Source organism: Aquipseudomonas alcaligenes (assembly GCF_003205495.1).
In the GTDB taxonomy this organism is placed as follows: domain Bacteria; phylum Pseudomonadota; class Gammaproteobacteria; order Pseudomonadales; family Pseudomonadaceae; genus Aquipseudomonas; species Aquipseudomonas alcaligenes_B.
The window spans coordinates 450,564-464,067 of record NZ_QJRX01000002.1 but is presented as its reverse complement, the minus strand read 5'-3'; the positions used below and the strand labels follow the sequence as shown (position 1 = coordinate 464,067).

Sequence of the window (13,504 nt, the reverse complement as noted above, 5' to 3'; positions counted from 1 at the left end):
GTCAGTCAGCCTTCTTCAGATCGACCACCACGGCGGTGGCGGCCAGCCAGGCGGCCATCAGGGTGATGAAATAGAGCAGGTCGCGCAGGTCGATCACGCCCTTGCTGATCGCGTCGAAGCGGGTCAGGAAGCTCAGCGAGGCGACCGCGTCGAGCAGCCACTGCGGCGCCCAGGCGAAGGCGTCGAGCACCATGGGGAAGCCGCTGACGATGAACAGGAAGCAGGCGCTGACGGCGAGGATGAAGGCGATCACCTGGTTCTTCGCCAGGGCCGACATGCACGAGCCGATGGCCAGGTAGGAACCCGCCAGCAGCCAGCTGCCGAAGTAGCCGGTGAAGATCGCGCCGTTGTCCGGTTCACCCAGGTAGTTGACCGTGATGATCATCGGGAAGGTCAGCAGCAAGGCGATGCCGGCGAACACCCAGGCCGCGAGGAACTTGCCCAGCACCGCCTCGGCGCGGGTGATCGGCAGGGTCATCAGCAGCTCGATGGAGCCGGACTTGCGCTCCTCGGCCCACAGGCGCATGGCGATGGCCGGCACCAGGAACAGGTACAGCCAGGGGTGGAAGTTGAAGAACGGCGCCAGGTCCGCCTGGCCGCTCTCGTAGAAGCCGCCGAGGTAGAAGGTGAAGACCCCGGACAGCACCAGGAAGATCAGGATGAACACGTAGGCGAGCGGCGTAGCGAAATAGCTGGCCAGCTCGCGCTTGAAGATCACGGGCAACTGCTTCATGCCGCTTCCCCCCGGGTCAGGCTGCGGAATACTTCATCGAGGCGGCCGCGCTCCACGTCCAGCTCCTTCACCTGCCAGCCGCGCTGGCGAATCAGTTCGTTGACCTGCGGGAAGATCACCTGGCCCGGCTGGGCCAGCAGGGTCAGGCTGCCCTCGGCGTTGTCCTCGATGCCGACCACGCCCGGCAGGGTCGCCAGGGCGGCGCGGTCCAGTTCGCCCTCGGCCACCAGGGTCACGGCCTGGTGGTAGCGCGAGCGGCTCTCCAGCTCCAGCGGGGTGCCGTCGGCCACCAGCTTGCCGGCGGCGATCACCACCGCGCGGGTGCACACCGCCGACACCTCCTCGAGGATGTGGGTGGAGATGATCACGATCTTGTCCTTGGCCAGGCTCTGGATCAGCTTGCGCACCTGGTGCTTCTGGTTCGGATCGAGGCCGTCGGTGGGCTCGTCGAGGATCAGCACCTTGGGATCGTGGAGGATCGCCTGGGCAAGGCCGACACGGCGCTTGAAGCCCTTGGACAGGGTCTCGATGCTCTGCTCCAGCACCTTGCCCAGCTCGACCTGCTCGACTGCGCGCTGCACCCGCTGCTTTTTCTCCGCGCCGCGATAGCCGCGCACTTCGGCGATGAATTCGAGGAAGCCGCGCACCGTCATGTCGCCATAGCAGGGCGCGCCTTCCGGCAGGTAGCCGATCTGCTGCTGGGCCTTGAGGGTATCGCTCTGGATATCGAAACCGAGGATGCTGGCGGTGCCGGAGGTCGGCGCCAGGAAGCCGGTGAGCATCTTCATGGTGGTGGATTTACCGGCCCCGTTGGGGCCGAGGAAGCCCAGCACTTCCCCCTGCTGGACCTTGAAGCTGAGGCCATCGACGGCCGTGTGCTGAGCAAAACGCTTGGTTAGATTTTTTATTTCGATCATGGCTCTCGTCCCGACGGGAGAAACCCCGGGCCATGCTGACCACGGGGGTCCTGCAAACGCTGGCGGACTATAAAAGTCGACCCGCGGCATGGCAAGACAGCCGCTTTTAGGAAAAGTTGCAGAGCCCTGGCCCGCATCGGCGCCAGCAGCCTGCAAGCCAGGAACGGCGCGCCATCCGGTGAACACTTGTACCTGCAGCGCTTTTGCCGCCACGGGGCGAATACGGCACACTAGCCGCCCCGAGCGCTTGCTCGTTTTTTCACAGCCGTACTCTATGACCCGCTCCCCGCTCCGCCGCCTCGCCTTCGGTACCCTGCGCCGCCTGCTGCTGCTCTGGGTACGCTCGGAAACCATCAACCAGTCGTCCTTCAACCTGCGCCTGGATCGCAGCAAGCCGGTGTTCTACGTGCTGCAGCAGCCTTCGGCGGCGGACCTGGCGGTGGTCGACAGCGAGTGCAGCAAGGCCGGCCTGCCACGCCCGGTGCTGCCGGTGACGGTCGGCGCGCAGGAAGAGCCGGCCGCCTTCTTCTACCTGACCCGCGAGCCCAGCTGGTTCGGCGGCCATGACAAGCGCGGCGCGCCGCCCACCCTGCAGCGCCTGCTCGCCAGCCTCGACGGCAATGCCCTGGACGACGCGCAGATAGTCCCGGTCAGCGTGTTCTGGGGCCAGTCGCCGGACCGCGAGACCAGCCCCTGGAAGCTGCTGTTCGCCGACACCTGGGCGGTCACCGGGCGCCTGCGCAAGCTGGTCAGCATCCTCATCCTCGGGCGCAAGACCCGCGTGCAGTTCTCCGCGCCCATCCACCTGCGCGAGCTGCTCGACCAGGGCAAGGGCCGCGAGCGCACCCTGCGCATGGTGCAGCGCATCCTGCGCGTGCACTTCCGCAGCCTCAAGGCCGCGGTGATCGGCCCGGACGTATCGCACCGGCGCAACCTGGTGAAAGGCCTGATCCACGGCCCGCAGGTGCGCCAGGCCATCGTCGAGGAGGCCGAGCGCGACAAGATCAGCATCGCGAAGGCCGAGGCCAAGGCCCTGCACTACGGCAACGAGATCGCCTCGGACTACACCTACACCGCCATCCGCTTCCTGGAGACGGTGCTCAGCTGGTTCTGGAACAAGCTGTACGAAGGCATCCAGGTCAACCACCTGGAGGCGGTGCGCGACCTGGCCCATGATCACGAGATCATCTACGTGCCCTGCCACCGCAGCCATATCGACTACCTGCTGCTGTCCTACCTGCTGTTCAGAAACGGACTTACTCCGCCGCATATCGCCGCCGGCATCAACCTCAACATGCCGGTCGTGGGTGGCATATTGCGCCGTGGCGGCGCCTTCTTCATGCGCCGCACCTTCAAGGGCAACCCGCTGTACACCGCGGTGTTCAACGAATACCTGCACACCCTGTTCAGCAAGGGCTTCCCGGTCGAGTACTTCGTCGAGGGCGGGCGCTCGCGCACCGGTCGCACCCTGCAGCCGAAGACCGGCATGCTGGCCATCACCCTGCGCAGCTTCCTGCGCTCCTCGCGCCTGCCGATCGCCTTCGTGCCGGTCTACATCGGCTACGAGCGCGTGCTCGAAGGCCGCACCTACCTGGGCGAGCTGCGCGGCGCGGCGAAGAAGAAGGAATCGATCTTCGACATCTTCAAGGTCATCGGCGCGATCCGCCGCCAACGCTTCGGCAGCGTCGGGGTGAACTTCGGCGAGCCGATCAAGCTGGCCGAGTTCCTCGATGCCGAGCAGCCGGGCTGGCGCAGCCAGGACTACGGCGACCAGTACCGCCCCGAATGGCTCAACCGCACCACCAACCGCCTCGGCGAGCGGGTGGCGCAGCACCTCAACGAGGCGGCGGCGATCAACCCGGTCAACCTGGTCGGCCTGGCCCTGCTCTCCACCAGCAAGCTGGCGCTGGACGAGCAGGCCCTGGCGCGCGTGCTCGACCTGTACCTGGCGCTGCTACGCAAGGTGCCCTACTCGCCCCACGCCACCCTGCCGCAGGGTGATGGCCAGGACCTGATCCGCTACGTGCAGAGCATGGACCTGCTGGCCGAGCAGAAGGACGCCCTGGGCAGGATCCTCTACCTGGACGAGCAGAACGCCGTCCTGATGACCTACTACCGCAACAACGTGCTGCACGTGTTCGCCCTGCCCGCCCTGCTGGCCAGCTTCTTCCTCAGCAGCTCGCGCATGAGCCGCGAGCAGATCCTGCGCTACGTCGGCGCGCTCTATCCCTACCTGCAGTCGGAGCTGTTCATCCGCTTCAAGCAGGGGGAGCTGGAAGGCGTGGTCGACCAGTGGCTGGAGGCCTTCGTCGAGCAGGGCCTGCTGCGCCGCGAGGACGACATGTTCATCCGCCCGGCACCCAGCTCGCGCCAGTTCGTCCTGCTCAGCCTGCTGGCCCGCGCCATCGTGCAGACCCTGCAGCGCTTCTACATGGCCACCGCCCTGCTGCTCAACGCCGGCCAGTACGCCCTCTCCGCCGAGGAGCTGGAGAACCTCTGCGTGGTCATGGCCCAGCGCCTGTCGATCCTGCACGGCCTCAACGCCCCGGAGTTCTTCGACAAGAGCCTGTTCCGCCACTTCATCCAGACCCTGCTGGACCAGGGCGTGCTGCGCCAGAACGGCGAAGGCAAGCTCAGCCACCACCCGCAGCTGGCCGAACTGGTGGAAGGCGCGGCCAAGCGCGTGCTGCCGGCGGAAATCCGCCTGTCGATCCGCCAGGTGGCGCTGGAACGCGGCGAGCACGCCACGCAGAGCGCCTGACCCCGGCCGCGGGGCCGCCCACGGCGGCCCCGGCGGTTTGTGCCGCGCCCCCGGTCCTGGCTATGATCGAGTGCCATGTCCCAGACCGCCCCGATCCGCCACCCCTGCCCGCCCGGCGCCTGCACCTGCGAGCGTGACCGCCTGCTGCAGGAGACGGGCACCGACCTGCGCATCCTGCAGCTGACCCGCCAGGAGGAAAAGCGCCTGCTCGAACGTCTGGAGCAGCTGCAGAGCCTGGAAGACCTGCAGCACATGCAAAAGCGCATGTTCGAGCTGCTCGGCCTGCGCGTGCACGTCGCCCCGGGCAGCAACGAGGTGCGCAGCATGCGCGGCATCGCCATCCACATCGACGAGCTGCCCGGCCTGTGCCGCAAGACCCGCCAGGCCATCCCCGCCGCCATCCGCCGTGGCCTGGAACGCAACCCCGAGATCGCCTTCCGGCTGCTGGACGCCCACGACCTGTTGCGCGACGCCTGAAATGATGCAGATATCACCCATGGTCCAGGCGTACAGAATGGAAAATCCATTCATCTCTGTCTGTCCGCTCCGCTAAGCTCGTTCAACTCCCACTGCACGAAGGAATTCGCTCATGCTCCGACTCACCACCCTGGCCGCCGGCCTGCTGCTCTCCGCCAACGCCCTGGCCCTGTCGCTGGCCGATCTGAGCCAGAGCGACGCCAGCGGCGGGCTCAAGGATGCGCTGACCCAGGGCGCGCAGATCGCCGTCAAGCAGCTGGGCCGACCGGGCGGTTTCAGCAACAACGACGAAGTGCGCATCGAGCTGCCCGGCAAGCTGGGCAAGGCCGCGCAGACCATGAAGATGATGGGCATGGGCGAGCAGGTGGAGGAACTGGAGGCCAGCATGAACCAGGCCGCCGAGGCTGCCGTGCCGCAGGCCCAGGCGATCCTGGTGGATGCGGTGAAGAAGATGACGGTGAGCGACGCCAAGGCCATCCTCGCCGGGGGCGACGATTCGGCCACCCAATACCTGAACCAGAGCAGCCGCGAGCAGATCCGCGCGCGCTTCCTGCCGATCGTCAAGCAGGCCACCGACAAGGTCGGCCTGGCCCAGCAGTACAACGCCTTCGCCGGCCAGGCCGCGGCCTTCGGCGTGGTCGACGCCAAGAGCGCCAACGTCGAGAGCTACGTCACCGAGCAGGCCCTGGATGGCCTGTTCAAGATGATCGCCGAGCAGGAGGCGAGTATCCGCCAGAACCCCGCCGGCGCCGCCACCAGCCTGGCAAAGAAGGTATTCGGCGCGCTCTGAAGCGGCCGCACCGCCCATGAAAAAGCCCGGCACTTGCCGGGCTTTTTCATGGCAGCAGCGCTTAGCGCTCCACTTCCTTGACCCTGAACCAGGCCGCGTAGAGCGCCGGCAGGAACAGCAGGGTCAGCGCCGTGGCGACGATCAGGCCACCCATGATGGCCACCGCCATCGGCCCGAAGAACACGCTGCGCGACAGCGGAATCATCGCCAGCACCGCCGCCAGGGCGGTCAGTACGATGGGCCGGAAGCGCCGTACCGTGGCCTCGATGATGGCGTGCCAGCGATCCATGCCGGCAGCGATGTCCTGCTCGATCTGATCGACCAGGATCACCGAGTTGCGCATGATCATGCCGGCCAGGGCGATGGTGCCGAGCATGGCGACGAAGCCGAAGGGCTGCTGGAACACCAGCAGGAACAGGGTCACGCCGATCAGCCCGAGCGGCGCGGTGAGGAACACCATGGCCGTGCGCGACATGCTCTTGAGCTGCAGCATCAGCAGGGTCAGCACCACCAGAATGAACAGCGGGACGCCGGCGTTGACCGACTTCTGCCCGCGCGCCGAGTCCTCCACCGTACCGCCTACTTCCAGCAGGTAGCCGCTGGGCAGCGCGGCGCGGATCGGCTCCAGGGTCGGCATGATCTGCTTGACCAGGCTGGCCGGCTGCTCGCTGCCGTAGATATCGCCGAGGATGGTCACGGTCGGCAGGCGGTCGCGACGCCAGATCACGCCCTCCTCGAAACCGTATTCCAGGGTGGCGATCTGCGACAGGGCCACGCTCTTGCCGCTGGCAGTCGGCACCGCCAGGCTCGGCAGCAACTCCAGCGCCTGGCGCTCGCGCACGGTACCGCGCAGGAGGATCTCGATCAGCTCGTTGTCCTCGCGATACAGGCTGACGCTGGAGCCGGTCAGCGAGCTCTGCAGGAAGCTCGACAGGTCGGCGCTGGTCACGCCCAGGGCGCGGGCGCGCTCCTGGTCGATGTTCAGGTACACCACCTTGCTCGGCTCTTCCCAGTTCAGGTGGACGTTGGCCACGTAGGGGTTCTCGCGCACCTTGGCCGCCACCTGGCGAGCGATCGCGCGCACCTCGTCGATGTGCTCGCCACTGACCCGCAGCTGGATCGGGAAGCCCACGGGCGGGCCGTTCTCCAGGCGCGAGACACGGGTACGGGCGAAGGCGAAGTCCTCGTTCATCACCTCAATCAGCCAGCTGCGCAGCTGCTCGCGGTCCTCGATGCTCTTGGCCAGGATGACGAACTGGGCGAAGCGGGTCGCCGGCAGCTGCTGGTCCAGCGGCAGGTAGAAGCGCGGCGAACCGGTGCCGACGTAGGCCACGTAGTTGTCGATGCCCTCGTGCTCCTTGAGCTTGGCCTCCAGGCGCTTGACCTGCTCCTCGGTGGCCTTCAGCGACGAGCCTTCGGTGAGCTTGATGTCGACCATCAGCTCCAGGCGCCCGGAGGCCGGGAAGAACTGCTGCGGCACGAAGCGGAACAGCAGCAGCGAGGCGACGAACAGGCCGATGGTCACCAGGATCACCGTCTTGCGCCGGCGCACGCACCACTCCACCACCTCGCGCACGGTCTGATAGAAGGTGGTCGAGTAGGGATCGTGCCCCGCCGCGCTGCCACCATGCTTCTTCGCATGCAGCTTGGCCAGGTCCGGTAGCAGGCGGTCGCCCAGGTAGGGCACGAAGACCACGGCGGCGATCCAGGACACGATCAGGGCAATGGCCACCACCTGGAAGATCGAGCGGGTGTACTCGCCGGTGCCGGATTGCGCGGTGGCGATCGGCAGGAAGCCGGCGGCGGTGATCAGGGTGCCGGTGAGCATCGGGAAGGCCGTGCTGGTCCAGGCGAAGCTGGCCGCGCGCAGGCGGTCGTAGCCCTGCTCCATCTTGATCGCCATCATCTCCACCGCAATGATCGCGTCGTCCACCAGCAATCCGAGCGCCAGCACCAGCGCGCCCAGGGAAATCTTGTGCAGACCGATGCCGAAGTAGTGCATCAGGGCGAAGGTCATCGCCAGCACCAGCGGGATGGACAGCGCCACCACCAGGCCGGTGCGCAGGCCGAGGGAGAAGAAGCTGACCAACAGCACGATGATCAACGCCTCCACCAGCACGCGGACGAACTCGCCCACGCCGGTCTTCACCGCCGCCGGCTGGTCGGACACCTTGTGCAGCTCCATGCCCAGCGGCAGGGTCTGCTGCAGGCGGGCGAACTCCTGCTCCAGGGCCTCGCCGAGCACCAGGATGTCGCCGCCGGCCTTCATCGACACGGCGATGCCGATGGCATCCTCGCCCATGAAGCGCATGCGCGGTGCGGGCGGGTCGTTGAAGCCGCGATGCACCTCGGCCACGTCACCGATGCGGAAGGTGCGATCACCCACGCGGATGGGGAAATCGCGGATCTCGTCAACCGTCTTGAAGCGCCCGGACACGCGCATCTGGATGCGCTCGGCGGGGGTCTCGAAGAAGCCCGAGTAGGTCACTGCGTTCTGCTCGTCCAGCGCCTGCTGCACGGCTGCCAGCGGCAGGCCGAGGGTGGCCAGCTTGACGTTGGACAGCTCGATCCAGATCTTCTCGTCCTGCAGGCCGATCAGCTCGACCTTGCCCACGTCCTTGACCCGCTGCAGCTGCAGCTGCAGGCGGTCGGCATAGTCCTTCATCACCGCGTAGTCGAAGCCTTCGCCGGTCAGCGCGTAGATGTTGCCGAAGGTGGTGCCGAACTCGTCGTTGAAGAAGGGGCCACGGATGCCGGGCGGCAGGGTGTGGCGGATGTCGTTGACCTTCTTGCGGATCTGGTACCAGAGCTCGGGAATGTCCTTGGAGTGGATATTGTCGCGGGCCATGAAGGTGACCACCGACTCACCCGGGCGCGAATAGGAGTTGATGTACTGGTAGTCACCAGTCTCCATCAGCTTCTTCTCGATGCGCTCGGTGATCTGCCGCGAAACTTCCTCGGCGGTCGCACCCGGCCAGTCGGTGCGCACCACCATGGCCTTGAAGGTGAAGGGCGGGTCCTCGCTCTGGCCGAGCTTGGTGTAGGACAGCGCGCCGATCACTGCCAGCACGATCATGAAGTAGCGCACCACGCTGCGGTTGCGCAGCGCCCATTCGGAGAGGTTGAAGGACATGGCTTACTCCTTGCCGACCAGCGCAACCACGCGGTTGTCGCGGTCCACCGGGCGCACCTTCTGTCCATCGAGCAGCACATGCACGCCGGCGGCCACCACCCAGTCGCTCTCCTTCAGGCCTTCCAGGATCGACACCCGCTCCTGGCCGTAGGCGCCGACCCGCACCGGCGTGCGCACCACCTTGGACTCCCTGGGGTCGATGACCCAGACGAAGGGGGTGCCCTTCTCCGCGCTGAGTGCGGACAGCGGTACCGACAGCGGCACCTCGCCATCGGCGGTGATCGACACCCGCGCGCTCTGCCCCACTTCGGCCTTGACCTTGGGATCGCTGAAGGTCACCCGCGCGGCGAAGGTGCGCGACTGCGCGTCGGCGGCCGGCGACAGCTCGCGGATGCGCCCGGGGAACTGCTTGTCCGGCTGCGACCACAGTTCGATGCTGACTTCCTGGCCGATGCGGAAGCGCTCCAGGGCATGCTCCGGCACGCTGATCAGCACTTCGCGCTCGCCATCGGCGGCCAGGGTGAACACGGTCTGCCCGGCGGCCACCACCTGGCCCACCTCGCCCAGACGACGGGCGATCAGGCCATCCTGGGAGGCGCGCAGCACGGCGTAGCCGGCCTGGTTGCTGGCCACGTCGAACTCGGCCTTGATCTGCTTCACCCGCGCCTCGCCGGCACGGTACTGGTTCTCCACCGTGTCGTACTGCGACTGGCTGATCAGCTGGCGGGCCAGCAGGGTCTTGTAACGATCGCGCTCGGAACGCACCAGCTTGAGGTTGGCCTCGGCGGCATTGAGCTGGGCGCGGGCGGCCTCCAGCTGCAGCTTGACGTCCTGCGGGTCCAGTTCCGCCAGCGGCTGGTCCTTGCGAACCCGGTCGCCGGCATCCACCAGGCGCTTGGCGATCTTGCCGCCAATGCGGAAGGCCAGCTCCGGCTCGAAGCGCGCGCGCACCTCGCCAGGGTAGGTATCCACCGCGTCCGCCGCCGGCAGCGGCTGCACCACCATGGCCGGACGCACCGGCGCCTCGGCGGTTTCGCCGTTGCCGCAGGCAACCAGCAGGGAAATCAGCGACAGGGGTACGGCGAGGGACAAGGCATGACGGAGCATGATGGAGGACCTTTCGCAAAAGGAGCTTGGAATACTTATACTGCCCGGTATAGTAAAAATAGCAAACTCACCAGTCCAGTATTAAAAGGCCAAATGTCCGACAAACTGTTACAGCCATCCAGCGGCCCCGGACGGCCCAAGGACCCCGCCAAGCGCCAGGCCATCCTGGAGGCGGCCAAGCGCCTGTTCATGCACAACGGCTACGACGGTAGCAGCATGGACGCCATCGCCGCCGAGGCCGGGGTGTCCAAGCTCACGGTGTACAGCCACTTCACCGACAAGGAGACGCTGTTCGCCTGCGCGGTGGAATCCAAGTGCGAGGAGCAGCTGCCCTCGCTGTTCTTCGAACTGCGCCCGGACAGCAGCGTCGAGCAGGCCCTGCTGGCCATCGGCCGCGGCTTCAATGCCCTGATCAACAGCGCGGAATCCCTGGCCATGCACCGCCTGATGGTGGCTCAGGGCGCGCAGAACCCGCAGCTGGCGCAACTGTTCTTCAATGCCGGTCCGCAGCGGGTGATCGATGCCATGCAGCACCTGCTGGAGCAGGCGGATGCACGCGGCCAGCTGCGCATCGACAACCCGCAGCACGCCGCCGAGCACTTTTTCTGCCTGATCAAGGGCGGCTGCCACTTCCGCCTGCTGATGGGCATCGCCCAGCCACTGAGCGGCAGCGCTGCCGAAGAGCATGTGCAGGAAGTGGTGCGGCTGTTCGTGCGCGCTTACAGACCCTAGGGCTTCAGGGCCTTCTTCGGGTAGATGTCGTAGCGGCTGGACTTGCCCTCCAGCGCATAGCTCGGCTTGGCGCCCTCAATGATCGGCGCCTTGCGCGGGCGCTTGACCACCACCCGGTGGCTGGCCAGAGCCAGGGCCGCCTGCAGCAGGGCGGGGGCGTCCGGGTCGTCGCCCACCAGGGGACGGAACAGGCGCATTTCCTTCTTCACCAGGGCGCTCTTGTCGCGGTGCGGAAACATAGGGTCGAGGTAGATCACCTGGGGCGGCTCGCCCTGCCAGTCGCGCATCAGTTCGATGGCATTGCCCTGCAGCAAGGTCATCTGCGTGGCGATGGGGGCCACCTCGGCGTCACCCTGCGCGCGGGCCAGACCATCCTCGAGCAGCGCCGCGATGATCGGCTGGCGCTCGCTGAGGGTCACGGCACAGCCCAGGCTGGCCAGGACGAAGGCGTCGCGCCCCAGGCCGGCAGTGGCGTCCAGCACGCGCGGGCGCACGCCCGGCTGCACGCCGACCGCCTTGGCGATCATCTGCCCGCTGCCGCCGCCATAGAGCCGGCGATGGGCCACGGCCCCCTCGACGAAATCCACCCGGATCGGTCCCGGCGCCTGCGGGCCCAGCTCGGCCAGCTGCAGGCCCTGCTCGCCCAGCTGCAGGGCGAACTCGGCCTCACCGGCCAGCGGCAGCCCCAGGCGCGCGGCCCACTGCGCAGCCTCGGCGGCCAGGGCCGGATGCAGGGCCTCGACCCGGATTCTGGTTATAGGCCGTTCGTCGCTCATCAGGAAATATGCTCAAAAAACGCTCAAAAGACGCGGCACCAGGCCGATACATGACTGTGCCCTATTCTGCCAGACGCGGCCCACGGCGACCGCACCGAGTTCCCGCATGTTCGATGCCCTTTCCGCCCCACGCCCGTCCGCGCTGGACAAGCAGCTCGACGCCGGCCTGCGCGACTCCCTCGACTACCAGATCCTGCGCCGCACCCTGATGCCCAAGGGCGAGCAGCCCGCGCCCGAGACGGCCGCCGCCGAGATCGAGGAAGCGCGCAGCGCACCACCCACAGCACAGGTCCCGGCGGATGCCGCCGCCCAGGCCGCCAGTTTCCAGCAGGTGCTGCAGCAGCGCGAGCTGGAGCTGAACGTGACCGCCAACCCGCAGCCACAGAAGACCGACCCGCTGGTGCTCGACCTGGCCGGCAACGGCTTCGCCACCCGCGGCCTGGACGATGCCGTGCGCTTCGACCTGGACGCCGACGGCCGCCGCGACCGCATCAGCGCACCCAGCGGCGACGACGCCCTGCTGGCCCTGGATCGCAACGGCAACGGCCGCATCGATGACGGCCGCGAGCTGTTCGGCGACCAGAACGGCGCCGCCAACGGCTTCGCCGAACTGGCCTGGTATGACGACAACGACGATGGCCGCATCGACGCCCAGGACGCGGTGTTCGAACGCCTGCGCCTGCTGCGCTTCGACGCCGAGGGCCGCCAGCACAGCCAGAGCCTGGGCCAGGCCGGGGTCGCCGCCATCGAACTGGGCGCGCGCGACGTCAAGATCGCCCTGGGCGCCTACGACGAGATCGCCCAGCTGGGCCGCTTCGAGTTCGCCGACGGCCGCAGCGGCCAGGCCGCCGACCTGCTACTGGCGCGGCGCTAGATCAGCCCCAACTGCTCCACTTCAGGCTCGGACCGCGCCAGCGCCGGCAAGCCGGGCAGGCGCTGCATCAGCGCACGATGGAAACGCAGCGCCTGTGCTGCGGCCAGCTGATTGTCCGGGGTATGCAGGAACACATGGGGCGTCAGGCCCTGCCCTATCCAGTCCGCCACCTTGTCCAGCCAGGGCTCGAGAAAGGCCTGATTGGCCTCGAGGTCCGGGCCGCCGACGAAACGCAGCTGCGGGCTGGCGCTGAAAGCAGTCGGACGCAGCGGCAGGCGCGGCTTCTTCGCCTGGGCATGCAGCACCGCCGGATCACGCGAGGTGCAGGCAAACAACGCTCGTGAGTCCAGGCAGATACGCTCCACGGCGCGAGCCTGCAGCTCGCGATTGAGCAGGCGCTCCTCCTCGCCACGGGCAAAGAAGAGCGGATGGCGCAGCTCCACGGCCACGCTACGGTCGGCGAATTCGTCCAGCCAGGCCAGCAGCTCGTCCAGACGCGAGGGACCGAAGCTGGCCGGCAGCTGCAGCCAGAGCGGCGCCACCCGCTCGCCCAGCGGTGCCAGCAGCCGCAGGAAATCCACCGTGGCGGCAAAATGCTCGCGCAGATCGCCGGCATGGCTGATATCGCGCGGCACCTTGGCGCAGAAACGGAAGGCAGCGGGCATCTGCTCAGCCCAGCGCAGCACGGTCTGCGCCGTAGGACGGGCATAGAAAGTGGTATTGCCCTCGACCGCGTTGAAGGTGGCACAGTAGTAGGCCAGGGTCTCAGCGGGACGCAGAGCGGCGGGATAGAAGCTGCCGCGCCAGGCCGGCTCGTTCCACGACGGGCAGCCGATGAAGTAGGGCAGCATCAGGCGTAGAGGTCTAGGCCCAAGACTTCGCTGGCGTCGCGCTCTTCGGTGAATCCGGCGGTATTGCCGTAGGCGGCCAGGGCCTGATTGGCCTTGGCGCTGAGACCACGCTGCTGGGCGAAGCCATCCTGGTAGCGCGCCGGCAGGCTGTCGCTGCTGGCATTGCCGGCCTGCACCCGGCGCGGCTGGGCCAGTTGCTCGTAGCCCTGGGTAGCGGACGGCGATGCCGGCTGCTCGCGACGTTCCTCGACCTCGCGCTGGCTTTCGCGCAAGGGCGTGACCGCACTGCCCGGGCGGGGGCTGCGATCCAGCGGGTAGGAGGATGAGAAACCGTCGATACGCATCTGTTACTG

At 67.3% G+C, this 13,504-nt stretch carries 12 protein-coding genes; 5 read left to right on the top strand and 7 right to left on the bottom strand.

Annotation, left to right across the window (positions count from 1 at the left end):
• Position 1: 1 nt before the first annotated feature.
• Together DMO17_RS04905 and DMO17_RS04900 are read right to left on the bottom strand one after the other, a co-directional pair.
• Positions 2 to 733 (bottom strand): ABC transporter permease subunit, encoded by a 732-nt coding sequence (locus DMO17_RS04905; RefSeq protein WP_110681240.1) that lies wholly within the window; start codon positions 731 to 733, stop codon positions 2 to 4.
• Positions 730 to 1,650 (bottom strand): ABC transporter ATP-binding protein, encoded by a 921-nt coding sequence (locus DMO17_RS04900; protein WP_110681238.1) that lies wholly within the window; start codon positions 1,648 to 1,650, stop codon positions 730 to 732. The genes DMO17_RS04905 and DMO17_RS04900 overlap by 4 nt, the downstream gene beginning before the upstream one ends.
• Before the next feature lie 274 nt (positions 1,651 to 1,924).
• Here DMO17_RS04900 and plsB point away from each other — a divergent pair, with 274 nt between their 5' ends.
• The 3 genes from plsB to DMO17_RS04885 all read left to right on the top strand — a co-directional run bounded on the left by plsB (position 1,925) and on the right by DMO17_RS04885 (position 5,678).
• Entirely contained in the window at positions 1,925 to 4,411 is a 2,487-nt protein-coding gene (plsB, locus tag DMO17_RS04895; protein WP_110681236.1) for a glycerol-3-phosphate 1-O-acyltransferase PlsB, read from the top strand.
• A 75-nt stretch (positions 4,412 to 4,486) separates the two neighbouring features.
• The gene (locus tag DMO17_RS04890; protein ID WP_110681235.1) at positions 4,487 to 4,888 is read left to right on the top strand and encodes a hypothetical protein; all 402 of its coding nucleotides are present in this window, start codon (positions 4,487 to 4,489) and stop codon (positions 4,886 to 4,888) included.
• Between the two features lie 112 nt (positions 4,889 to 5,000).
• Positions 5,001 to 5,678 (top strand): DUF4197 domain-containing protein, encoded by a 678-nt coding sequence (locus DMO17_RS04885; RefSeq protein WP_110681233.1) that lies wholly within the window; start codon positions 5,001 to 5,003, stop codon positions 5,676 to 5,678.
• A 61-nt stretch (positions 5,679 to 5,739) separates the two neighbouring features.
• Here the strand turns inward: DMO17_RS04885 and DMO17_RS04880 are convergent, their stop codons facing one another.
• Both DMO17_RS04880 and DMO17_RS04875 read right to left on the bottom strand, forming a co-directional pair.
• On the bottom strand, positions 5,740 to 8,811 hold the full coding sequence (locus DMO17_RS04880) for an efflux RND transporter permease subunit (protein WP_110681231.1): 3,072 nt from the start codon (positions 8,809 to 8,811) through the stop codon (positions 5,740 to 5,742).
• A 3-nt stretch (positions 8,812 to 8,814) separates the two neighbouring features.
• On the bottom strand, positions 8,815 to 9,918 hold the full coding sequence (locus tag DMO17_RS04875) for an efflux RND transporter periplasmic adaptor subunit (protein ID WP_110681229.1): 1,104 nt from the start codon (positions 9,916 to 9,918) through the stop codon (positions 8,815 to 8,817).
• Between the two features lie 93 nt (positions 9,919 to 10,011).
• Between DMO17_RS04875 and DMO17_RS04870 the strand changes: the two genes are divergently transcribed.
• Positions 10,012 to 10,650, top strand: coding sequence for a TetR/AcrR family transcriptional regulator (locus DMO17_RS04870; protein ID WP_110681228.1), 639 nt, complete (start codon positions 10,012 to 10,014; stop codon positions 10,648 to 10,650).
• Here the strand turns inward: DMO17_RS04870 and DMO17_RS04865 are convergent.
• Complete coding sequence (locus DMO17_RS04865) at positions 10,647 to 11,426, bottom strand: class I SAM-dependent methyltransferase (protein WP_110681226.1); 780 nt, start codon at positions 11,424 to 11,426, stop codon at positions 10,647 to 10,649. The genes DMO17_RS04870 and DMO17_RS04865 overlap by 4 nt on opposite strands.
• A 106-nt stretch (positions 11,427 to 11,532) precedes the next feature.
• Between DMO17_RS04865 and DMO17_RS04860 the strand changes: the two genes are divergently transcribed.
• Positions 11,533 to 12,300, top strand: coding sequence for a hypothetical protein (locus tag DMO17_RS04860; protein WP_110681224.1), 768 nt, complete (start codon positions 11,533 to 11,535; stop codon positions 12,298 to 12,300).
• Here the strand turns inward: DMO17_RS04860 and DMO17_RS04855 are convergent.
• Positions 12,297 to 13,151, bottom strand: a complete 855-nt coding sequence (locus DMO17_RS04855; protein ID WP_110681222.1) for a DUF72 domain-containing protein — start codon at positions 13,149 to 13,151, stop codon at positions 12,297 to 12,299. The genes DMO17_RS04860 and DMO17_RS04855 overlap by 4 nt on opposite strands.
• Positions 13,151 to 13,495: a hypothetical protein gene (locus DMO17_RS04850; protein ID WP_110681220.1), complete on the bottom strand. Its 345-nt coding sequence runs from the start codon at positions 13,493 to 13,495 to the stop codon at positions 13,151 to 13,153. The genes DMO17_RS04855 and DMO17_RS04850 overlap by 1 nt, the downstream gene beginning before the upstream one ends.
• Positions 13,496 to 13,504: the final 9 nt, after the last annotated feature.